Here is a 21,449-nt window from a genome sequence, read left to right on the forward strand (position 1 = left end):
ACCGCTTATCCGGAGAGGTGGAAGTTGCCGGAGGTGCCATAGATGGCCAGGGAGATCAGCAGGGTCACCGTGACCACCGCGACCAGGGAGGCACGCACCGCGTTGCCGACCGCGACGCCGACACCCACCGGGCCGCCCGCAGCGTAATAGCCGTAGTAAGTGTGAATCATCATGACCGCCAGCGCCATGAGGATCGCTTGCGCGAATGACCACAGGATGTCGCTCGGAATCAGGAAGGTCGAGAAGTAGTGGTCGTAGACGCCGGCTGATTGCCCGTAGATTACCACCGTGGCGAACCGGGCCGCCATGAATGAGGCGATCACGGCCAGCGCGTAAAGCGGCACGATCGCGATCATGCCGGCCAGTACCCTTGTCCCGACCAGATACGGCACCGGGCGAATCGCCATGACCTCCAGCGCGTCGATCTCCTCGGAGACCCGCATGGCACCGAGCTGGGCGGTGGAACCGGCGCCGATGGTGGCGGCAAGCCCGATGCCCGAGATCACCGGCGCGGCGATGCGCACGTTGAGGAAGGCGGAGAAGAAGCCGGTCAGCGCCTCGACGCCGATATTGCCCAGCGAGCTGTAGCCCTGCACCGCGATGGTGCCGCCCGCGAACAGCGTCAGGAAGCCGACGATCACCACCGTGCCGCCGATGACGGCGAGCGCGCCGGTGCCCATGCTGATCTCGGCGATCAGCCGGATGGTCTCGGTCCGGTAGTGGATGAGGGCGCGCGGCATCGAGGCCAGCGCCTGCCCGTAGAACACGGCGTGCTTACCCACCGAGTCCAGCGAATCCGACATCCGGCGCGCCCGGCGCACCGCGCGGGGAAACCGGGACTGGATCACGAAGGCCATCGCGTCACCGCACCGTGAACTTGATGCCGACGGCGGTGACCACCACGTTCACCACGAACAAGGCCATGAAGGCGAAGACGACGGTCTGATTCACCGCATCACCGACACTCTTGGGACCGCCTTTGACGTTCAGGCCGAGGTAACAGGCCACCAGTCCGGCGATCAGCCCGAACAATCCGGCCTTCACTTCGGAGATGATCAGCTCGGGCAGGTGGGTGAGCAGCGTGATGCCGTTGACGAAGGCGCCGGGGTTCACGTCCTGCAGATAGACCGAGAACAAGAAGCCGCCGACGATGCCGATCGTGGACACCAGGCTGTTGAGCATGAGTGCGACGAACATCGAGGCCAGCACCCTCGGCACGACCAGTCGCTGGACGGGGTCGATGCCGAGGACGCGCATCGCGTCGACTTCTTCTCTGATGGTTCGAGCGCCGAGATCCGCGCAGATCGCGGTGGCGCCCGCGCCCGCCACGATGAGCACGGTGACGATCGGTCCGACCTGGGTGACCGTGCCGAAGGCCGCACCCGCACCGCTGAGGTCGGCCGCGCCGATCTCGCGCAAAAGAATGTTCAGCGTGAAGCTCACCAGAACGGTGAACGGGATCGCGACCAGCACGGTCGGCACGATGGACACGCGCGCGATGAACCAGGACTGATCGATGAACTCACGCGCTTGAAAGGGCCTGCGGACGCTCGCACGGGCTACCTCCGCGGCGAGTTCGAAGAACCCACCGACGGCCCGCAACGGGACAGCAAGGACCTCGTTCATCCGCGATCCTCCTAGCTCAACTGCATGTATTGCTGCATGGCGCGACACGGCACCATGGCCGCGTCGCCGGGATTGATTAGAACATGTTCACATCTATGTTGTGCCGTTTTAGTCACATTTGAACTGCACGTTTTCTAGATGACGGCCCTGGAATATGAAACGTGTGTCATACATCGGTGGTGACGCCTTTGTGAGGCGTCACACACCCGTCATGTCTACCAAGTGCCGGACTCATGATCAACAGCTGGACAGCTGATCAGTTGTCGCTCGGCCAAGGCGACCAGGTCAGCCCAGTTCGGTCAGGGAGGAAGCCGAGAAGGTCTGCCCGGCAGGCCGCTCGGCGAAGTAGCCGGAGAGCGTGGCCGCGAGGTCACCTGAGTCCCAGGACGCCCCCGCGGCGTCGAACCGCTGCTCGACAACGGGCGCGGCCATCAGCGCCACCATCGGGCCGTAGACCACGAACAGCTGCCCGCTGACCGCGTCGGCCGCGGGCGAAGCCAGGTAGGCGACCAGCCGCGCCACGTGATCGGGCGCGAGCGGATCGATTCCGCCTTCGGGGGCCGCGCTGAACACCGCTTCGGTCATCGCCGTGCGCGCACGGGGCGCGATCGCGTTGGCCCGCACGCCGTAGCGCGAGAGCGCACGCGCGGCCGAGAGAGTAAGGGCGGTGATGCCCGCCTTGGCCGCGCCGTAGTTGGCCTGCCCCTCCGGGCCGAGCAGGCCCGCCTCGGAGGAGGTGTTGATCAGGCGGCCGTAGACCGGCGCGCCCGCCTCCTTCGACTTGGCGCGCCAGTAGGCGGCGGCATTGCGAGACAAGAGGAAATGGCCGCGCAGGTGCACCGCGAGCACCGCGTCGAAGTCCTCGTCGGACATGTTGAACAGCATCCGGTCGCGGGTGATGCCCGCATTGTTGACCACGATGTCCACGCTGCCGAACGCTTCGTTCGCGGTGCTGAGCAGCGCGTCGGCCGTCGACCGCTCCGCGATGCTGCCCGCGACGAACTCCGCCTTGGCGCCCAGCGCCCGGATCTCGGCGAGGGTCTCGGCAACCGCGTCGGATTCCGCGAGGTCGTTGACCACCACCGAGGCGCCGGCGGCCGCGAGGGCGAGCGCCTCGGCCTTGCCGAGTCCGGCGCCCGCACCGGTCACGATCGCCACACGGCCCGCCAAGCTCAGATCAGTTTCGTTCACCGGCCCGACTTTAGAACGTGTTCCAACCTACTGGCAAGACGCTTTCACAGGAGCTTCAGCGCGGCTTTCGGGCACTGCGCCACCGCATCCTCGACATCGCCGAGACGGTCGTCGGCCACCTCGGCGGCCAGGATGTGCAGCTGGTCCTCGTCGTCGAGTTCGAACACGTCGGGGGCGATTCCGACGCAGATTCCGTTCGCCTCGCACAGATCCCGATCGACAATGACCTTCATGGGAACTCCTTTACATGGACTCTCTTCGAAGCCTACAAGCCCGCGCGGTCACGCGCGCCGCCATCGGCCGGATTCCTGGGCAATACTGGAACATGTTTCAGTCGATATGCAATCATCGGGACAAGCGAATCTAACGACATGAGGTTTTGCCATGCGCATTGCGTACACGCCGCAGCAAGAAGAGCTCCGCGCCGAGTTGCGCGACTACTTCGCGCGGCTGATCACACCGGAGCGCCGGGCCGCGCTGAGCGCGACGACCGGTGAGTACGGGCACGGCAATGTGTACCGCGAGGTCGTCCAGGAGATGGGCCGCGACGGCTGGCTGACGCTGGCCTGGCCCAAGGAGTACGGCGGCCAGGACCGGCCGACCATGGACCAGCTGATCTTCACCGACGAGGCCGCCATCGCGGGCGCCCCCGTGCCATTCCTGACCATCAACTCGGTGGCGCCGACGATCATGCACTACGGCAGCGAGGAACAGAAGAAGTTCTTCCTGCCCAAGATCGCCGCGGGCGAGCTGCACTTCTCCATCGGCTACTCCGAGCCGGGCGCGGGCACCGACCTGGCCAGCCTGCGCACCTCCGCGGTGCGCGACGGCGACGACTACGTGATCAACGGTCAGAAGATGTGGACCAGCCTGATCGCCTACGCCGACTACGTCTGGCTCGCGGTGCGCACCGACCCGAACGCCAAGAAGCACAAGGGCATCAGCATGCTCATCGTGCCGACCTCGGCCGAGGGATTCTCGTGGACACCGGTGCACACCATGGCCGGGCCGGACACCAGCGCGACCTACTACCAGGATGTGCGCGTGCCCGTGAGCTCGCTGGTCGGCCAGGAGAACGGCGGCTGGGCGCTGATCACCAACCAGCTCAACCACGAGCGCGTCGCGCTCACCTCGGCGGGCCCGCTGACGGTCGCGCTGAACCAGACCGTCGAGTGGGCGCGCGCGACCAAGTCGGGCGACGGCTCGCGCGTCATCGATAAGGAATGGGTGCAGCTGAATCTGGCCAAGGTGCACGCCAAGGTCGAATACTTGAAGCTGCTGAACTGGGAGATCGCCAGCCGCGCCGACGCGGGCGGCGACGCGGCGCCGCGCCCCTGGGATGCCTCGACCTGCAAGGTCTACGGCACCGAGCTGGCCACCGAGGCGTACCGGCTGCTGATGGAGGTCCTCGGCCCGCAGGCGTATCTGCGCCAGAACTCCCCCGGCGCCGAACTGCGCGGACGCCTGGAGCGCTTCCACCGGGCCGCACTGATCCTGACGTTCGGTGGCGGCACCAACGAGGTGCAGCGCGACATCATCGCCATGACCGCCCTCCGCCAGCCTGCCTCGGCGCGCTGAGCAGAAAGCAGAGAGACCACCATGGATTTCACCCCCACCGAAGCCCAGCTCGACCTGGCCCGCCTGACCGGCGAGGTGTGCGGCAAGCTCGTCACCGCCGACCGGTTGCGCGCACTCGACGTGGCGGGCCGGTTCGACGAGACGCTGTGGAAGTCGTTGGCCGAGACCGGAATTCTGGCCGCGGCGCTGCCGGAGCAGGTCGGCGGCAGCGGCTTGGGCGCGCTCGAGCAGACCGCGGTGCTGCGCGAGCTCGGCAAGTCGGTCGCCGCGGTGCCCTACCTGTGGTCGATCGTGGTCGGCGCGGGAGCGCTGGCGCGGTTCGGATCCGAGGACCAGCGCGCACTGGCGACGCAGGCGGGCGAGGGCAGCGCGATCCTCACCGCGGCCCTGGCCGAGGAGCACAACTACGAGCCCGCCAAGCCGACCACCGTCGCCCGCGAGAGCGACGGCGGCTGGCGGCTGACCGGCACCAAGACCACGGTGCCCTACGCCGACCGCGCCGCCCGAATCCTGGTGCCCGCCACGGTCTCCGGGGTGCCCGCGGTCTTCCTCGTCGACCCCTCTGACGCGTCGGTGCAGGTCACCGCGCAGCAGGTAGTGGACTTCAGCGCGGAGTTCGGCGTCGAATTCACCGACACCCCGGCCGAATTGGTCGGCACGGTGGAGGGCGGCGCGGAGCTGCTGGACTGGATCCTCACCCGCGCCTGGCTCGGGCTCAGCGCTCAGCAGCTCGGCACCGTCGAGAAGGCGCTCGACCTCGTGGCCGACTACGCGCGTGAGCGCGAGCAGTTCGGCAAGGCCGTCGGCAGCTTCCAGGCCGTCGCGCAGCGCCTGGCCGACGCCTACATCGACGTGCAGGGCCTGCGTCTCGCGGTCACCCAGGCCGCCTGGCGCCTCGCCGAGGACCTGCCCGCCGCCGAAGCCGTGCACACCGCCAAGTTCTGGGCCGCCGACGCGGGCCACCGCGTCGCCCACACCGTCGTGCACGTACACGGCGGCGTCGGCATCGACCGCGACCACATCGTGCACAACTACTTCACCGCCGCCAAGCACAACGAATTCGCCCTCGGCGCAGGCATCGACCACCTCCGCGCCATCGGCGCCCTCCTGGCCAACCCGTCCTGACCCGAAACCCGCGGCACAACCGCATCCTGACATCGGCCCGTCGGCACAACCGACGGGCCGATCGTCGTCCCGGAGCCCGCAGCTACCGGGCGTTCCGCCTCTAAGCGGCGGGCTGCGTGGAGGTCAGGTAGCGCTGGAGGGTGGGGGCGATGTCGGCGATGAGCTGGGGTGGGGTCATGGCGACGACCGGGGGGAGTCGTAGCACGTACCGGCACAAGGCCAGGCCGGGCACCCTCGCGGACGCGGGCGTCGACGTCGTCGTGCTGGACCGGCTCGCCGAGGGCGCCAACACCTCCCGCGCCGCTGTTGTGCACGCGCGGACCCTCGAGGTGCTCGCCGAGCTCGGCATCGCCGAGGAACTGATCCTGCGCGGCATCCAGGTTCCGCGTTTCACCCTGCACGACGGCGCGCGCACCCTCGCGACCATCGGGTTCGACAAGCTCCCGACCCCGTACCCGTACACCCTGATGACCCCGCAGGTCACCACCGAGGCGGTACTGCTCGAGCGCCTGCACAAGGCGGGCGGGCGGGTGCACCGGCCGTACGTGGTCACCCGGGTGGTGAACGAAAACGACGGTGTCACCGTCGAATACACCGATGCCGCGGGCGCCCCCGGCACCATTCGCGCCGAGTACGTCATCGGCGCCGACGGCATGCACAGCATCGTGCGCGAGCAGGCGGGCATCGGCTTCACCGGCGACACCTACCCCGACTCGTTCGTCCTCGCCGATGTGCGGATGACCTGGCCGATCGCCAGAGACGAAGTGGCGCTGCACCTTTCGCCCGAGGGTGTCACCGTCGTCGCGCCACTGCCCGACGACGCCGAACCCGACCGCTACCGCGTGGTCGCCACGGTGGCCGAGGCGCCCGAACACCCCACCGCCGAGGACATTCAGGCGATCCTCGACACCCGCGGCCCGGGCGGCGACGTGCGGGTGCGGGAAGTGCTCTGGAGCTCGCGATTCCGCGTGCACCACCGGGTTGCCGACCACTACCGCGTGGGTCGCGTCCTGCTGGTCGGCGACGCCGCCCACGTGCACAGCCCGGCGGGCGGGCAGGGCATGAACACCGGCATCCAGGACGCGGCCGCCCTCGGCCCGTTGCTCGCGCGGGTCCTGACCGGCGAGCCGCAGCGGCTCCTGGACGAGTACGAAGCCACCCGCCGCCCCGTCGCCGTGGAGGTGGTGGCGTTCACCGATCGCATGACGAAAATGGCCACCCTGCGCCCCCGCATCGCCAGGCTCGCACGCAACACCGCACTCTCGGCGCTGAGCCGGATTCCCGCGTTCCGCACCCGTCTCGCCTTCCGCCTGGCCGAGCTGACGACCCGCTGACCACACCGCCGCGCTCGGTGCACGACGACGGGCCGCCGCGATGATCGCGGCGGCCCTTGTTTGCGCTGGTGACTACTTGCCGTTCGCCTCGTCGGCCGGGCGCTCTTCGGTCTGGGCCTTCGCCCAGCGGTAGTCGGGCTTGCCCGCGGGGGAACGCTTGATCTCCTCGACGAACCAGAGGCTGCGAGGGAGCTTGTAGGGCGCGATCTCCTTGGTCAGCACCGGGCGCAGCTCCTCCAGGGTGGGACGGTTTTCGCCGCGACACTGCACCACCGCGACGACGCGCTGACCCCAGCGCTCGTCGTCGACGCCGACCACCAGCGCGTCGAAGATCTCCGGGTGCGATTTCAGCGCGCCCTCGACCTCTTCGGGGAAGATCTTCTCGCCGCCGCTGTTGATGCTGACCGAACCGCGGCCGAGCATCGTGACGGTGCCGTCCTCTTCGACCCGGGCGTAGTCGCCGGGGATCGAGTAGCGAGTTCCGTTGAGCTCCTTGAAGGTCGCGGCGGTCTTGGCCTCGTCCTTGTAGTAGCCGAGTGGAATGTGACCCTTGCGCGCGAGAATGCCGATCTGGCCGGATCCCGGCACCACCGGATTGCCCGCCTCGTCGAGCACCTCGGTGGAAGCGTCGATCTTCACCCGCGGTCCGCCGGTGTGCGCCTCGCCCTTCGTGACCATGCTGAGCCCACCGAACCCGGTCTCGGAGGATCCGATGGAGTCGGTGATCATCCGGTTCGGCAGCAGATCGAGCAGCTTCTCCTTGATGGCGGGCGAGAAGAGCGCCGCGCTACTGGCGATCGCGAACAGCGTCGAAAGGTCGTACGGCTTACCGGTTTCCGGGTTGCCCTCGATCAACGCGTCCAGCATCGGCCTGGCCATGGCGTCACCGGTGATGAAGATGAGGTTGATGCCGTGGCGGTCGATGTGCTGCCACACGCCGTGCCCGGTGAACTCCGGGATCATCACGGTCTTGCCGCCGCCGAACAGGCTCTGGAAGGTGGCCCACTGGGAACCGCCGTGGATCATCGGCGGGATCGGGAAACGGGTCATCGCCGGGTTGGCCGCGCCGAGCTTGGCCAGATCCCATTCGTCGGCGACATATTCGCCGGTGAGGAAGTTGATGCCGCCGCCGAGCACGCGCCACACGTCCTCCTGCCGCCACATCACGCCCTTGGGCATGCCGGTGGTGCCGCCGGTGTAGAGCATGTACAGGTCATCGGGGGAACGTTCACCGAAATCGCGTGCGCCCGAGGACTGCGCCAGCACCGCTTCGTATTCCACCGAATCCGCTGCGGTGGGGATCGTGCCGGTCGTATCGTCGTCCACGACGATGACGGTGCGCAGCTGCGGGGTCGCGGCCCGGACCACGGCCACCTTGTCGCTGTAGCGTCGCTCGTGAATCAGCGCGACCATGTCCGAATTGTCGAAGATGTATTGCAACTCGTTCTCGACGTATCGGTAGTTCACGTTGATCATCACGGCGCGCGCTTTGAACACCGCGACCATGGCCTCGACGGCCTCGATGGTGTTGCGCGAGTAGATGCCCACCTTGTCGCCCGGCTGTACACCTTGTTCCAGCAGGTAGTGGGCCAATTTGTTGGCGCGCTCCTCCAGCTGAGCGTAGGTCACCTCACGGCTGTCGTCGGCCAGCGCGACGCGATCGGGCATGAGGTCGATGGCATGTTCGACGAGGTCGGCTATGTTGTGGCTCACACGCTAAAAATAGAACGTGTTACTGTTCTTGACAAGGCTCGAAAGTCAGGAGAATCCGCAATGCCGCACTGCCTCGTCGAGAAGCGCGACCACGTTCTCATCGTCACCATGAACCGGCCGGAGGCCCGCAACGCGCTGTCGGCCGAAATGATGGCGATCATGCGCGACGCCTGGGACCAGGTGGACAGCGATCCGGACATTCGGGTGGCGATCCTGACCGGCGCGGGCGGCGCCTTCTGCGCGGGCGCGGACCTCAAGGCGATGACCACCCAGCACCCCGGCGATTCGTTCAAGGGCGGCGGCTGGGACCTGTCCAAGATCGAGGCGCTGCTCAAGGGCCGCAGGCTCACCAAGCCGCTCATCGCGGCGGTCGAGGGCCCGGCCATCGCGGGCGGCACCGAGATCCTGCAGGGCACCGACATCCGCGTGGCCGGGCAGAGCGCGAAATTCGGTGTGTCCGAGGCACGTTGGGGCCTGTTCCCGCTCGGCGGCTCCGCGGTGCGCCTGGTGCGCCAGATCCCCTACACCGTGGCCGCCGACATCCTGCTCACCGGCAGGCACATCACCGCGCCGGAGGCCAAGGAGATCGGGCTGATCGGGCATGTCGTCCCGGACGGCACCGCGCTGGACAAGGCGCTCGAGATCGCCGGACTGATCGCGGCCAACGGCCCGCTCGCGGTGCAGGCCATTCTGCGCACCATCCGCGACACCGAGGGCATGCACGAGGAAGAGGCCTTCAAGATCGATGCCGAGCTCGGCGCGGAGGTCTTCAAGTCGGCCGATGCCAAGGAAGGGCCGAAGGCGTTCGCGGAGAAGCGCAAGCCCACTTTCTCCGGCAACTGACGCCGAATACCGCTCGGCCCCCGGCGCGTTCGCGCACGGGGGCCGCGTTGTGTCCGGGCGTCAGTTGGCGCCCGGGTAGTCCATCCAGAACGGCTCCCACTGGTGGCCGTCGGGGTCGATGAAGGTGCGGCCGTGCATCCCGACCTGCGCCTCCTGGGCGCGCTTGTCCTCGTTGACCTCCTCGGTGGCGCCCGCGGCCACCGCAGCCGCGGTCAGCTGGTCGACCTCCTGCGCGCTCGACAGCGAGAGCGCGTAGGCGGCGGCCGTGGCCGAGACGGTGTCGGCGATCGGCCGCTTGCTGAAGGTCGTGAAGTATTCCCTGGTCAGCAGCATCAGGCAGATGTTGTCGTCGACGACGATGCAGGAGGCGTTCTCGTCGGTGAAGTCCTGATTCACCTTCCAGCCCAGGGCCTCGTAGAAGGCCTTCGACCGGTCCAGATCGGTGACCGGAAGGTTGATGAAGATCATCTTGCTGCTCATGTTCTCGTCCTCTCAGGGCGCGTTGGCGGGTTCACACGTAGAGACGGAGCCGGCTGCGCGAACTCATCGCTTTTATCGCCTGTGATCGCGGTCACGACGTTTCCGGCCGATCTTGGTCCAGGTGCGACCGTGTTTCGGGCCTGTTTTGTGTCGGTGGGCTGTGGCATGGTGACATCCATGAGCGACTCGGCCAGCCCGTTCACCACACTCTCGCCCGACGTGCTCGCATCATTCGAGAGCCACCGGCGGGAGCTGTGCGCCTACGCGTACCGCATGCTCGGTTCCTCCTTCGAGGCCGAGGACGCGGTGCAGGAGACCTTCACCAGGGCGTGGAAGTCCTACGACTCCTTCGAGGGCCGGGCCAGCCTGCGATCCTGGCTGTACCGCATCACCACCAACGTCTGCCTGGACATGCTCGACGGTCCGCAGCGCCGGGCCAGGCCGATGGATCTGTCCGGCCCCGGCAGGCCGGATTCGCCGCTGCCCGCGCCGCAGCCGGACTACGTCTGGATCGAGCCGATCCCGAATGCCCTTGCCTTCGGGGCGGATCCGGCCGAACACGCGGCCACCAAGGACACCCTGCGGCTGGCCTTCGTCGCGGCATGTCAGCATCTGCCCGCGACCCAGCGCGCCATCCTGATCATGCGCGAGGTGCTGCGCTTCTCGGCGAACGAGACAGCCGAGGCTCTCACCATGTCGCCCGCCTCGGTGAACAGTGCCTTGCAGCGCGCCAGGGCCACCATGTCCAAGGTGCAGCCGGCCAGCACCGACGGCTACGACGAATCCGACGAGAATCAGCGCAAACTGATCGACGATTTCGTCGCCGCCTTCGAGGCCTACGACATGGACACGCTGACCACGCTGTTGAAAGCCGATGTGGCACTGTCCATGCCGCCCTTCGAGCTGTGGATCTCCGGCCCGGAGAACGTGGCCACGTTCATGCTCGGCACCGGCAGCGCGTGCGCGGGATCCCGGATGGTCCGCCTGGAAGGCGCAAACGGCCTCCCCGCCTTCGGCCACTACAAGCCGACCGAGGAACCGGGCGTGTTCGTGCCGTGGTCGATCACGGTGCTGGAGATGGACGGCGACACCATCTCGGGTCTCAACTTCTTCCTGGACACCGAGCGGTTGTTCCCGCTGTTCGACCTGCCGATGGAGTTGCGCGAACCTGCTGTGTGAGGGTTCCGATCAGGGGCCGAACCCCTACGACGAAGGCACGTACCGGTCGCGCAACTTGCGCTTGTACAGCTTCCCGTTCGGGTCGCGGGGAAGCTCGGGGAGGTAGTCGATCGAGCGCGGCATCTTGTACTTCGCCAATTGCGTTGCCGCAAAAGCGAGTAGCTCGGCGGTGAGGTCAGCGGTGCCGTCCACGCCTTCCGCGGGCTGGACCACGGCCTTCACCTCCTGCCCCCAGTCCGGGTGCGGGATGCCGAAGACCGCGACGTCGGCGACCTTCGGGTGGGTGACGAGCACGCTCTCGATCTCGGCGGGGTAGATGTTCACGCCGCCGGAGAGAATCAGGTCCGAGCGGCGGTCGCACAGGTAGAGGTAGCCGTCCTCGTCGAGGTAGCCGATGTCGCCGACGGTGAACAGGTCGCCGACCCTGGCGTCGTCGGTCTTGGCCTTGTCGTGGTGGTACTCGAAGCTGGACGCGCCCATCTTCATGTACACCAGGCCGGTCTCGTTCGCGGGGACCTCGCTGCCGTCCTCCTCGCTGAGCACCTTGATCACCGACCACGGCCACGCCTTGCCGACCGAACCGGGCTTGCGCAGCCAGTCGGCGCCGTTGATCACCGTGCCGCCGCCCTCGGTCGCGGCGTAGTACTCGGTGACCGTCGGGCCCCACCACTCCAGCATCTGACGCTTGGTCTCCTGCGGGCACGGCGCCGCACCGTGCACCATGCTGCGCAGCGAGGACACGTCGTACTTCGCGCGCACCGCCTCCGGAAGCGCGAGCAGCCGGTGGAACTGGGTGGGCACCATGTGACTGTGGGTGACCCGGTACTTGTCGATCAGCCGCAGCATCTCCTCGGCTTCCCACTTGTCCATGAGAACGAGCGTGTGCCCCAACTGGATCGAGATGGTCGCGAAGTTCAGCACCGCGGTGTGGTACAGCGGCGAACCGCAGATGTGCACGTGATCGTCGTAGGGCGTCAGCTCGAACAGACCGAAGAACGCGGCGGTGTGCGGCGGAACCACGTCGGGGTCGGCGCCGGTCAGCGGACGCCGAACTCCCTTGGGGCGGCCCGTGGTTCCCGAGGTGTAGAGCATCGGCGCGCCGGTGCTGCGCTCGGACGGACGACCGGTGTCGGCCGCACCGAGCCAGGCCACCGACTTGAAGCCCTCGATCTCGCCGACCGAAAAGCGCGCCGTGGCAGGCAGACCCGCCTCGTCGGCGGCGGCCTTCGCGGCGGCAGCGAACCGGTCGCTCGCGAAGAACGCCTTCGCCTCGCTGTCCTGGAGGATGTAGGCCACCTCGGGGCCGGTGAGATGCCAGTTCACCGCGACGATGTAGAGCCCCGACTGGTAGGCCGCGAAGTAGGCGGCGATCGCCTCGACGCAGTTGTGCACCATGCTCACCAGCACGTCGCCCGTCCGCAGGCCGAGGGCGCGCAGCCCGGTGGCGTAGCGATCGGCGAGCGTGGCCAGTTCGCGATAGGTCACCTCCCGGCCCGAAGGATCGACCATGGCGATCCGATCGGGTTCGGCGTTCGCGATGTTCCACAGACCGAGAATTTTCACCGACTCCTGCACGGAGGGATCGTGCGGAGGCGGAGCCGACGGGGCGGGCGAGGCAGTCACCCCATTGAATTTAGAACGCGTTCTACTGATCGACAAGGGGTGCGAGCCGGTGCAATTGTTCGATGTCCGGAACGGACACGAGCATCATGGTGACGCCCGCGGCCTCCCAGACCTTCAATTGCCGACGCACATGCTCCTCGTCGCCGATGATGGCGGTGTCCAGGATCAGCTCGTCCGGAACGACGGCCGCCGCCTCGGCCTTCTTGCCCGCCTGGAACAGCCTGCCGATCTCGTCGACCTCGCGCTCGTAGCCCATCCGCCGGTAGACCTGGGCATGGAAGTTCAGCTCCGGCGCGCCCATGCCGCCGATGTAGAGCGCCATGATCCAGCGCATCCGTTCCAGCTCGGCGGCGGGGTCGTCGGTGATCACCACCTGGCAGCTGGCGGCGATCTCGAAGTCCTCGCGCGACCGGCGCGCGCCCGCCCGCGCGAATCCCTCGTCGAGCCAGTCGTTGTACATGTTCGCCAGCCGCGGCGCGTAGTAGATCGCCAGCCAGCCGTCGGCGATCTCGGCGGTGAGCGCCACGTTCTTCGGCCCTTCCGCGCCCAGCCAGATCGGCAAATCCGCACGTAGCGGGTGCACGATCGGCTTGAGCGGCTTGCCGAGCCCGGTCGAGCCCGGCCCGGTGTAGGGCAGCGGGTAGTGCGGCCCGTCGCTGGTCACCGGCGCCTCGCGGGCGAGGATGCGGCGGATGATGCCGACGTACTCGCGGGTGCGCTGCAAGGGCTTGGCGAACGGCTGCCCGTACCAGCCCTCCACCACCTGCGGGCCGGACACCCCGAGCCCGAGGATCGCGCGACCGCCGCTGAGGTGATCGAGGGTCAGCGCGTGCATCGCGGTCGCGGCAGGCGTGCGCGCCGACATCTGCACCACCGAGGTCCCCAGCCGGACCCGCTCGGTCGACGAACCCCACCAGGTGAGCGGACCGAAGGCGTCCGAGCCCCACGATTCGGCGGCGAAGACGGCGTCGAAGCCCGCCTTCTCGGCCGCCACGACCAACTCCCCCGCGTTCTGCGGCGGCTGCGCCATCCAATATCCGAGTTGCAATCCGAACTTCATGATTGTCCCTTTCTCAGGTACTTAGAGCGCATGGCCGGAGCGAAGGCGGAGGTACGCCCTTGCCACCAGAATAAGAACCTGTTCTACTCGATGGCGTGACTAAGGGGAATACCGCGTCCGGCGTATTCACGGGTGGGGGCCCGACGGGATGAGCACCGCCGCGAACAGGGCGGGATGAACTCCGCCGGGAGCACGGCGCGACGACGGCCGCCGGAACAGCGGCGGGTGATGAAGAGCTGAGAGAGGGTCGGAATTGGACACCAGCACGGCACCCGATGTGCTGAGCGCCCCGCTGCGGGCGCGATTCGACTACACACGGTCGGTGGGACCGACCATCGGCAGATTCCTGACCGGTCTGCGGAGCCGCAGGGTGGTCGGCGTGCGCGGGTCGGACGGCCGGGTTCTGGTGCCGCCGCCCGAATACGATCCGGTGACCAGTGCGCCGCTGAGCGAATTCGTCGACGTCGCCGACACCGGCACCGTCGCTTCCTGGACCTGGGTGCGCGAACCGCTGCCCGGCCAGCCCTTCGACCGGCCGTTCGCCTGGGCGCTGATTCAGCTGGACGGCGCGGACACCAGCATGCTGCACGCCGTCGACGTCGCCGCGCCCGACCAGATGCGGACCGGCATGCGGGTACGAGCGCGCTGGGCCGAACAGACCGAGGGCACCATCAAGGACATCGTCTGCTTCGAGCCGGGCGAGCAGTCCACCACCGAGCCCACCGCCGAAAGCGGCGAGCCGGTCACGATGATCATCGCGCCGGTCGATCTGTCCTACAAGCACACCGCTTCCCCGCAGGAGACCGTCTACCTGCGCGGACTCGCCGAGGGCAAACTGATCGGCGCGCGCACCGATACCGCGGGCAAGGTGTACTTCCCGCCGCGCGGGGCCAACCCGACCGACGGCAGGCCGACCGACGACTACATCGAACTCTCCGATCACGGCACGGTCACCACCTTCTGCATTGTGAACGTCCCGTTCCTCGGACAGCGCATCAAACCGCCGTATGTCGCGGCCTATGTGCTGCTGGACGGCGCCGACATCCCCGTGCTGCACCTCGTGCTCGGCTGTGACGCAAGCGAAGTGCGGATGGGCATGCGCGTGAAGGCGGTGTGGAAGCCGCGCGAGGAGTGGGGTCACGGGCTGGAGAACGTCGACCACTTCGAGCCGAGCGGCGAGCCGGAAGCCGACTACGAGACCTACAAGCACCACCTGTGAGAGGCGCTTACGTTGACTGACAACGCCACCGACATCGCGGTCGTGGGTTTCGCCCACGCACCGCACGTGCCGGAGACCTTCGGCACCACCAACGGTGTCGAGATGCTGGTGCCCTGCTTCCAGCAGCTCTACACCGATCTGGGCATCACCAAGTCCGACATCGACTTCTGGTGCTCGGGCTCCTCCGATTACCTTGCCGGACGCGCCTTCTCGTTCATCTCCGCGGTCGACGCCATCGGCGCTGTGCCGCCCATCAACGAGTCGCACGTCGAGATGGACGCCGCGTGGGCGCTGTACGAGGCGTTCGTGAAGCTGAAGTCCGGCCAGGCCCGCACCGCGCTGGTCTACGGCTTCGGCAAGTCCTCGGCGGGCACGCTGCGCCAGGTGCTCACCATGCAGCTCGATCCGTACCTGGTCACTCCCCTGTGGCCGGACGCGCTGTCCATCGCGGGACTGCAAGCCAGGGCCGGACTGGACGCCGGGCGCTGGACCGAGCGCGACATGGCCGCCGTCGCCGCGGGCGACTCGGGTGACGTCGAAAGCCTGCTCGCCACACCGTATGTGGCGGATCCGCTGCGCGCACACGACTGCGCGCCGATCACCGACGGCGCGGCCGCCGTCGTGCTCGCGGTCGGCGATCGCGCCCGCGAATTGTGCGAGCGTCCCGCTTGGATCACCGGCATGGCGCACCGCATCGACACCCCCGTGCTCGGTGCCCGCGACCTCACCGTCTCCCCCTCGACTTCGGCCGCGGCGCAGTCGGTTACCGGTGGCGACCTGAGCGGCTTCGATGTCGCCGAACTGCACGCGCAGTTCAGCCACCAGCAGCTGATCCTCACCGAGGCCATCGGATTGAAGCCGGAGACCCGAGTGAATCCGTCGGGCGGCGCACTGGCCGCCAACCCGATGTTCGCGGCGGGCTTGGAGCGCATCGGTTTCGCGGCCGAAGCCATCATGGCGGGCACCGCGAACCGCGCACTCGCCCACGCCACCAGCGGCCCCGCGCTGCAGCAGAATCTTGTGACCGTTTTGGAGGCGCTGGCATGAGTGTTCCCGCCGCGGTGCTCGGCACCGGACAAACCCATCACGTGACGAAACGAACCGACGTGTCGATGGCGGGCATGTGCCGCGAGGCGATCGATCGCGCGCTCGCCGACGCCGGGCTCACCATCGCCGATATCGACGCGGTCGTGGTCGGCAAGGCGCCGGACCTGTTCGAGGGCGTCATGATGCCCGAGCTGCACATGGCCGACGCGCTCGGCGCGACCGGAAAGCCGCTGCTGCGCGTGCACACCGCCGGTTCGGTCGGCGGTTCCACCGGCGTGGTGGCCGCCAACCTGGTGCAGGCGGGCGTGCACAAGCGCGTGCTCGCGGTCGCCTGGGAGAAGCAGTCGGAGTCGAATGCCATGTGGGCGTTGTCGATTCCGGTGCCGTTCACCATGCCCGTCGGCGCGGGCGCGGGCGGGTACTTCGCCCCGCACGTGCGTTCCTACATCCGCAGGTCGAACGCGCCGAGCCACATCGGGGCGATGGTCGCGGTGAAGGACCGGCGCAACGGCGCCAAGAACCCGCTCGCCCACCTCCAGCAGCCCGACATCACGCTGGAATCGGTGCTCGCCTCGCAGATGCTCTGGGATCCGATCCGCTTCGACGAGACCTGCCCGTCCTCGGACGGCGCCTGCGCGATCGTCCTCGGCGACGCCGAGGCCGCCGCGGCGGTCGAGGCCGAAGGCAAGAAGGTCGCGTGGGTGCACGGCACCGCGATGCGCACCGAGCCGACCACCTACGCCGGGCGCGACCAGGTGAACCCGCAGGCGGGCCGGGACGCGGCCGCCGCGCTGTGGAAGGCCGCGGGCATCACCGATCCGCTCGAGGAAATCGACGCCGCCGAGATCTACGTGCCGTTCTCCTGGTTCGAGCCGATGTGGCTGGAGAACCTCGGTTTCGCGGCGCAGGGCGACGGCTGGAAGCTCACCGAGAAGGGCGAGACCGAGATCGGCGGACGCATCCCGGTCAATCCGTCGGGCGGCGTGCTCTCCTCCAACCCGATCGGGGCGTCCGGCCTCATCCGGTTCGCGGAGGCAGCGAAGCAGGTGATGGGACGAGCGGGCGACTACCAGGTCGACGGCGCGCGCAAGGCCATGGGCCACGCGTACGGCGGTGGGTCCCAATACTTCTCGATGTGGGTTGTAGGTGCGGAGCCCCGATGACCACCACTATCGAGCATCCCGCCCGCCTCGCCGGGCTCGCATCCCAGGCGGCCGTGCGCGCCCGCGACAAGGACGCATGGCTGGATCTGTTCGCGGCCGACGGGATCGTCGAAGATCCCATCGGCCCTTCGGGTTTCGATCCCGAGGGCAAGGGCCACCGCGGGCGTGACGCCATCGCGGCGTTCTGGGACAAGGCGATCGCGCAGACCGAATCGATCGAGTTCCTCTTCGACGATTCCTTCGCCTGCGGCAAGGAGGTGGCCTTCACCGGCACCATCCGCACCCTTATCGGCGGGCATCGGATCGACGCCGAAGGCGTGTTCACCTACAAGGTCGACGACGCGGGCAAGATCGCCGCGCTGCGCGCGTTCTGGGAGGTCGACCGAGCGATGGCGACCGCCGAGCGCGTCGGCTGATACTCGCTGCCTTTTCCCTGGGGCAGCAGACGAAAAGGCCCTCGAACCGGCGGGGAACTCCGGTTCGAGGGCCTTTTTCGCGAGGTCAGTGCGCGACCGGGCAGCCGCCCTTGTAGTCGACCGGGAATTCCTTGATTCCGTTCAGCCAGCCGGAGCGCAGGCGCTTCGCGTCGCCGAGCTTGCTGATGTCGGGCAGGTGGTCGGCAATGGCGTTGAAGATCAGGTCGATCTCCAGGCGGGCGAGGTTCGCGCCGATGCAGAAGTGCGCGCCGGTGCCGCCGAAGGACAGGTGCTGATTGTCCTTGCGGGTGATGTCGAACTTCTCCGGGTTCTCGAAGACGTCCTCGTCGAAGTTGGCCGACCGGTACAGCATCACGAGCCGTTCGCCCTTCTTGATTTGCACGCCCCCGAGTTCGGTGTCCTCCAGGGCGGTGCGCTGGAAGGAGGTGACCGGGGTGGCCCACCGGATGATCTCGTCGGCGGCGGTGGCCGGGCGTTCCTTCTTGAACAGTTCCCACTGGTCGGGGTTGTCCAGGAAGGCCATCATGCCGTGGGTGATGGCGTTGCGGGTCGTCTCGTTGCCCGCCACGGCCAGCATGATGACGAAGAAGCCGAACTCCTCCTCGCTGAGCTTGTCGCCGTCGATGTCGGCCTCGATCAGGGTGGTCACGATGTCGTCGGCGGGACACGCCTTACGCGCCTGCGCCATCTGGTAGGCGTAGCCGAGGATCTCGGCCGAAGCGGCCAGCGGGTCGGCGTCGTTCTCCGGATCGTCGTAGCCGGTCATCTGGTTCGACCAGGTGAAGACCTTCATCCGGTCTTCCTGGGGCACACCGATCAGCTCGGCGATCGCCTGCAGCGGCAGCTCGCACGCGACCTGGGTGACGAAGTCGCCCGCACCCGACTCGGCCGCGCTCTTGACGATCTGTTCGGCCCTGGCCGAGAGTTCGGCGCGCAAGCCGTTGATGGCGCGCGGGGTGAAGCCGCGCGAGATGATCTTGCGCAGCTTGGTGTGCTCGGGCGCGTCCATGTTGAGCAGCACGATGCGCTGGAGCTCGATCTGCTCGCGGGTGATGTCGTCGTTGAAGCGCGGGATCGCGGTGTTCTCGAAGCTGGAGAACACATCGCCGCGCCGCGAGACCTCCTTGACGTCGGCGTGCTTGCTCACCACCCAGAAACCCTCGTCGTGGAAGCCACCGGTCTCGGGTGACTGCGGGTTCCACCAGATCGGTGCGGTGCGGCGCAGTTCGGCGAATTCTTCGACCGGAACTCGCTCGGCGTAGATGTCAGGGTCCGTGACGTCGAACCCCTCCGGCAGATTCGGGCGGACGTTCCGAGTTTCAACCACCGGATGTCTCCTTCGACAAACTGAAACACGTTCTACAATCAATTGCAGCACAGCCGGAAGGACTAGTAAAGAAGCGCAGCCCATCCGGCTGGCACACGTTTCAGTTTTTGTCCCCAGAGGAAGGTTCAAGATGGGCACACCCGTCATCGTCGAGGCCGCTCGCACCCCGATCGGCAAGCGCGGCGGCTGGCTTTCCGGCCTGCACGCCGCCGAACTCCTCGGCCTGACCCAGCGCGGACTGCTCGAGCGAGCCCACCTGGATCCGGCTCAGGTGGAGCAGGTCATCGGCGGCTGCGTCACCCAGGCGGGCGAGCAGTCCAACAACGTCACCCGGGTCGCGTGGCTGCACGCCGGGCTGCCGTGGCAGGCAGGCGCGACCACGATCGACGCCCAGTGCGGTTCGGCGCAGCAGGCCAACCACCTGGTGGCCGGCCTGATCGCCGCAGGCGCGATCGATATCGGCATGGCCTGCGGCGTCGAGGCGATGAGCCGAGTTCCGTTGGGCGCCAACGTCGGCGAGCACGCCGGTCCGCGCAGGCCCGCGTCGTGGAGCATCGACCTGCCCAACCAGTTCGAGGCCGCGGAGCGGATTGCCAAGCGGCGCGGCATCTCTCGCGCCGATGTCGACGAGTTCGGTGCGCGCTCGCAGCGCCTCGCCGGGCAGGCGTGGGCCGAGGGGCGCTTCGATCGCGAGGTGCTGCCGATCACCGCGCCCGCGGTGGACAAGGAAGGCAACCTCACGGGCGAGAAGCTGGACGTCAGCCGGGATCAGGGCCTGCGCGAGACCACGGCGGAGGGCCTGGCCAAGCTGAAGCCCGTGCTGGAGGGCGGCGTGCACACCGCGGGCAGCTCGTCACAGATCTCCGACGGAGCGGCCGCGGTGCTGCTGATGGACGAAAAGGCCGCGCAGCGAGCGGGTTTGCGGCCGCGGGCGCGAATCGTGACGCAGGCGCTCGTCGGCGCCGAGCCGGAATTCCACCTGGACGGCCCGGTGCAGGCGTGCACCCGCCTGCTCGAGCGCTCCGGGATGAATATCGGCGACATCGACCTTTTCGAGATCAACGAGGCCTTCGCGTCGGTGGCGCTTTCGTGGGCTTCTGTCCACCAGCCGGACATGGACCGGGTGAATGTCAACGGCGGTGCGATCGCCCTCGGCCATCCGGTAGGGTCCACCGGATCCCGGCTCATCACAACGGCTTTGCACGAACTGGAGCGCACCGGCGGCAGCACCGCAATGGTGCTCATGTGTGCCGGTGGCGCACTCGCGACAGGTACGATCATCGAGCGGTTGTAGCAACTTCAACTAATTTCGCGCCCATTTGTTGAACGTTCATCCCAGAGACCGCAAAACGTGTCGTACGCCACACAACTACCAGTACAGTCGACTAGATGAGATGTCAGCTATCTTTTCGCTATCATTGCCCGGTCCGGGAAGACCCCCGCGACGGGCCAGAACCGGGTCGTACCGCCTCTCCACTAGAGACGTTGGCGTGACCCGCAAACGCAACCGTCTCAGTGACTTCGCGGACCTCGCACCTGGAAGCTTCAAGGAAATCCTGAATCAGGCGTAGGTTTTCAGTTACTGAGCCGCTAATATCAATGATACGTATCCGAGATAACGACTGTTAGTACAGCGAAGGGAATTGGGCGGCTCACAATGGCTGATTTCGCGGCGCGGCTGAACAAGCTGTTCGAAACCGTGCATCCCCCGGGGCGCAAGCCGCACACCAACGCGGAGGTTGCGGCTGCGCTGACGGCCTCCGGGCATCCGATCTCGAAACCGTATCTCTCGCAGTTGCGGTCGGGCCAGCGGACCAACCCGTCGGACGAAACGGTGGCTGCACTGGCCAAGTTCTTCAAGGTCAAGCCGGACTACTTCTTCAACGACATCTATGCCGCCAAGATCGATCACGATCTAGAGCTGCTGTCCCAGCTGCAGGGCTACGGACTGCGTCGGCTGTCGAGTAGGGCGTTCGATCTGTCCGAAGAATCACAGAACCTTCTCACCTCCATGGCGGAGAAGTTGCGGGCGAGCGAGGGCTTGCCCGAAATTCCTCCGGATGGAACCGAATAAGGTTCTCCCACAGCGCAGCACAGTGCGGCCATCGGTCGCACTGTGCTGCGTTGTGCACAAACCTGCCCGAGGGCGGGTCGAGAACCACCGCGGCACACAGGTTCCCGCCGAATCCAATTCGGCGGAGTCCGTGCATTCCCTGGAGTTCTCGGATTGAGCGAGCGTCCTCGGATTGCGTGCCGATTCGGATTCCGTGCTGCGCAAGAACGTTTGTAAGTACATGTGAGCGGATCGATACCGCACGGCACGCGATCGCCATTGCGCAAACGCGTGCCACACCGCGGAAGACAAGGCGGACGAGTTCCGCTCTCGTTCGGAAGCCCTGATTTTCCGGGGCGCATTCCATTCCCCTGATGGACGCGGGTCCAACTCTGGTCCTGCGCCGCTGCCGTCACGGTGACGATGTCATCACCGCTCGTCCGTCGGCGCG

At 67.3% G+C, this 21,449-nt stretch carries 20 protein-coding genes and 1 pseudogene; 11 read left to right on the forward strand and 10 right to left on the reverse strand.

The window, feature by feature from the left end:
• Positions 1 to 5 precede the first annotated feature (5 nt).
• From NL1_RS22195 to NL1_RS22210, 4 genes are all read right to left on the reverse strand, one after another.
• Positions 6 to 857: an MlaE family ABC transporter permease gene (locus tag NL1_RS22195; RefSeq protein WP_067842497.1), complete on the reverse strand. Its 852-nt coding sequence runs from the start codon at positions 855 to 857 to the stop codon at positions 6 to 8.
• Between the two features lie 4 nt (positions 858 to 861).
• A complete protein-coding gene (locus NL1_RS22200) occupies positions 862 to 1,626 on the reverse strand; it encodes an MlaE family ABC transporter permease (protein WP_067842501.1) in 765 nt (254 codons plus the stop codon).
• 285 nt (positions 1,627 to 1,911) lie between these two features.
• Positions 1,912 to 2,817: a 3-oxoacyl-ACP reductase gene (locus NL1_RS22205; RefSeq protein ID WP_067842504.1), complete on the reverse strand. Its 906-nt coding sequence runs from the start codon at positions 2,815 to 2,817 to the stop codon at positions 1,912 to 1,914.
• A gap of 44 nt (positions 2,818 to 2,861) precedes the next feature.
• The gene (locus NL1_RS22210) at positions 2,862 to 3,050 is read right to left on the reverse strand and encodes a ferredoxin (RefSeq protein ID WP_067842507.1); all 189 of its coding nucleotides are present in this window, start codon (positions 3,048 to 3,050) and stop codon (positions 2,862 to 2,864) included.
• Between the two features lie 151 nt (positions 3,051 to 3,201).
• Between NL1_RS22210 and NL1_RS22215 the strand changes: the two genes are divergently transcribed.
• Together NL1_RS22215 and NL1_RS22220 are read left to right on the forward strand one after the other, a co-directional pair.
• Positions 3,202 to 4,395: an acyl-CoA dehydrogenase family protein gene (locus NL1_RS22215; RefSeq protein ID WP_067842510.1), complete on the forward strand. Its 1,194-nt coding sequence runs from the start codon at positions 3,202 to 3,204 to the stop codon at positions 4,393 to 4,395.
• Between the two features lie 21 nt (positions 4,396 to 4,416).
• On the forward strand, positions 4,417 to 5,520 hold the full coding sequence (locus NL1_RS22220) for an acyl-CoA dehydrogenase family protein (RefSeq protein WP_067842512.1): 1,104 nt from the start codon (positions 4,417 to 4,419) through the stop codon (positions 5,518 to 5,520).
• 100 nt (positions 5,521 to 5,620) lie between these two features.
• On the opposite strand, the gene NL1_RS39635 is transcribed toward NL1_RS22220, so the two are convergent.
• Positions 5,621 to 5,869, reverse strand: a complete 249-nt coding sequence (locus NL1_RS39635) for a TetR/AcrR family transcriptional regulator (protein ID WP_245673454.1) — start codon at positions 5,867 to 5,869, stop codon at positions 5,621 to 5,623.
• Here NL1_RS39635 and NL1_RS22225 point away from each other — a divergent pair.
• Positions 5,763 to 6,854 (forward strand): annotated as a pseudogene (locus NL1_RS22225) (FAD-dependent monooxygenase); the annotation flags it as partial. The gene NL1_RS39635 and the pseudogene NL1_RS22225 overlap by 107 nt on opposite strands.
• Before the next feature lie 72 nt (positions 6,855 to 6,926).
• Here the strand turns inward: NL1_RS22225 and NL1_RS22230 are convergent.
• Positions 6,927 to 8,567 (reverse strand): acyl-CoA synthetase, encoded by a 1,641-nt coding sequence (locus tag NL1_RS22230; RefSeq protein WP_067842518.1) that lies wholly within the window; start codon positions 8,565 to 8,567, stop codon positions 6,927 to 6,929.
• 60 nt (positions 8,568 to 8,627) lie between these two features.
• Here NL1_RS22230 and NL1_RS22235 point away from each other — a divergent pair, with 60 nt between their 5' ends.
• Positions 8,628 to 9,410 carry a crotonase/enoyl-CoA hydratase family protein gene (locus NL1_RS22235; protein ID WP_067842521.1) on the forward strand — a complete coding sequence of 261 codons (783 nt, stop codon included), beginning with the start codon at positions 8,628 to 8,630 and terminating at the stop codon, positions 9,408 to 9,410.
• A gap of 60 nt (positions 9,411 to 9,470) precedes the next feature.
• Here the strand turns inward: NL1_RS22235 and NL1_RS22240 are convergent, their stop codons facing one another.
• Positions 9,471 to 9,890: a VOC family protein gene (locus tag NL1_RS22240; protein ID WP_067842524.1), complete on the reverse strand. Its 420-nt coding sequence runs from the start codon at positions 9,888 to 9,890 to the stop codon at positions 9,471 to 9,473.
• Positions 9,891 to 10,067: 177 nt separating this feature from the next.
• Here NL1_RS22240 and NL1_RS22245 point away from each other — a divergent pair, with 177 nt between their 5' ends.
• Positions 10,068 to 11,069: a sigma-70 family RNA polymerase sigma factor gene (locus NL1_RS22245; RefSeq protein WP_067842599.1), complete on the forward strand. Its 1,002-nt coding sequence runs from the start codon at positions 10,068 to 10,070 to the stop codon at positions 11,067 to 11,069.
• A 24-nt stretch (positions 11,070 to 11,093) separates the two neighbouring features.
• Here the strand turns inward: NL1_RS22245 and NL1_RS22250 are convergent, their stop codons facing one another.
• On the reverse strand, positions 11,094 to 12,644 hold the full coding sequence (locus tag NL1_RS22250) for an acyl-CoA synthetase (protein WP_067842527.1): 1,551 nt from the start codon (positions 12,642 to 12,644) through the stop codon (positions 11,094 to 11,096).
• 70 nt (positions 12,645 to 12,714) lie between these two features.
• On the reverse strand, positions 12,715 to 13,752 hold the full coding sequence (locus NL1_RS22255; RefSeq protein WP_067842530.1) for an LLM class F420-dependent oxidoreductase: 1,038 nt from the start codon (positions 13,750 to 13,752) through the stop codon (positions 12,715 to 12,717).
• A gap of 253 nt (positions 13,753 to 14,005) precedes the next feature.
• On the opposite strand from NL1_RS22255, the gene NL1_RS22260 reads away from it, so the two are divergent.
• Genes NL1_RS22260 through NL1_RS22275 form a run of 4 tightly spaced genes read left to right on the forward strand, consistent with a single transcriptional unit; the run spans position 14,006 to position 17,597 of the window.
• The gene (locus tag NL1_RS22260; RefSeq protein ID WP_067842534.1) at positions 14,006 to 14,971 is read left to right on the forward strand and encodes a Zn-ribbon domain-containing OB-fold protein; all 966 of its coding nucleotides are present in this window, start codon (positions 14,006 to 14,008) and stop codon (positions 14,969 to 14,971) included.
• 12 nt (positions 14,972 to 14,983) lie between these two features.
• Positions 14,984 to 16,018 (forward strand): thiolase family protein, encoded by a 1,035-nt coding sequence (locus NL1_RS22265; RefSeq protein ID WP_067842537.1) that lies wholly within the window; start codon positions 14,984 to 14,986, stop codon positions 16,016 to 16,018.
• On the forward strand, positions 16,015 to 17,181 hold the full coding sequence (locus tag NL1_RS22270; protein WP_067842540.1) for a thiolase family protein: 1,167 nt from the start codon (positions 16,015 to 16,017) through the stop codon (positions 17,179 to 17,181). Before NL1_RS22265 ends, NL1_RS22270 begins: the two co-directional genes overlap by 4 nt.
• The gene (locus NL1_RS22275; protein WP_067842542.1) at positions 17,178 to 17,597 is read left to right on the forward strand and encodes a nuclear transport factor 2 family protein; all 420 of its coding nucleotides are present in this window, start codon (positions 17,178 to 17,180) and stop codon (positions 17,595 to 17,597) included. Before NL1_RS22270 ends, NL1_RS22275 begins: the two co-directional genes overlap by 4 nt.
• A gap of 85 nt (positions 17,598 to 17,682) precedes the next feature.
• On the opposite strand, the gene NL1_RS22280 is transcribed toward NL1_RS22275, so the two are convergent.
• The gene (locus tag NL1_RS22280; RefSeq protein ID WP_067842545.1) at positions 17,683 to 18,945 is read right to left on the reverse strand and encodes a cytochrome P450; all 1,263 of its coding nucleotides are present in this window, start codon (positions 18,943 to 18,945) and stop codon (positions 17,683 to 17,685) included.
• A gap of 130 nt (positions 18,946 to 19,075) precedes the next feature.
• On the opposite strand from NL1_RS22280, the gene NL1_RS22285 reads away from it, so the two are divergent.
• Positions 19,076 to 20,239: a steroid 3-ketoacyl-CoA thiolase gene (locus NL1_RS22285; RefSeq protein WP_067842549.1), complete on the forward strand. Its 1,164-nt coding sequence runs from the start codon at positions 19,076 to 19,078 to the stop codon at positions 20,237 to 20,239.
• Positions 20,240 to 20,602: 363 nt separating this feature from the next.
• Entirely contained in the window at positions 20,603 to 21,019 is a 417-nt protein-coding gene (locus NL1_RS22290) for a helix-turn-helix domain-containing protein (RefSeq protein WP_011207048.1), read from the forward strand.
• The last annotated feature ends 430 nt before the right edge of the window (positions 21,020 to 21,449 follow it).

Origin of the sequence: Nocardia lijiangensis NBRC 108240 (genome assembly GCF_001613045.1) — a bacterium.
Classification (GTDB): Bacteria; Actinomycetota; Actinomycetes; order Mycobacteriales; family Mycobacteriaceae; genus Nocardia; species Nocardia lijiangensis.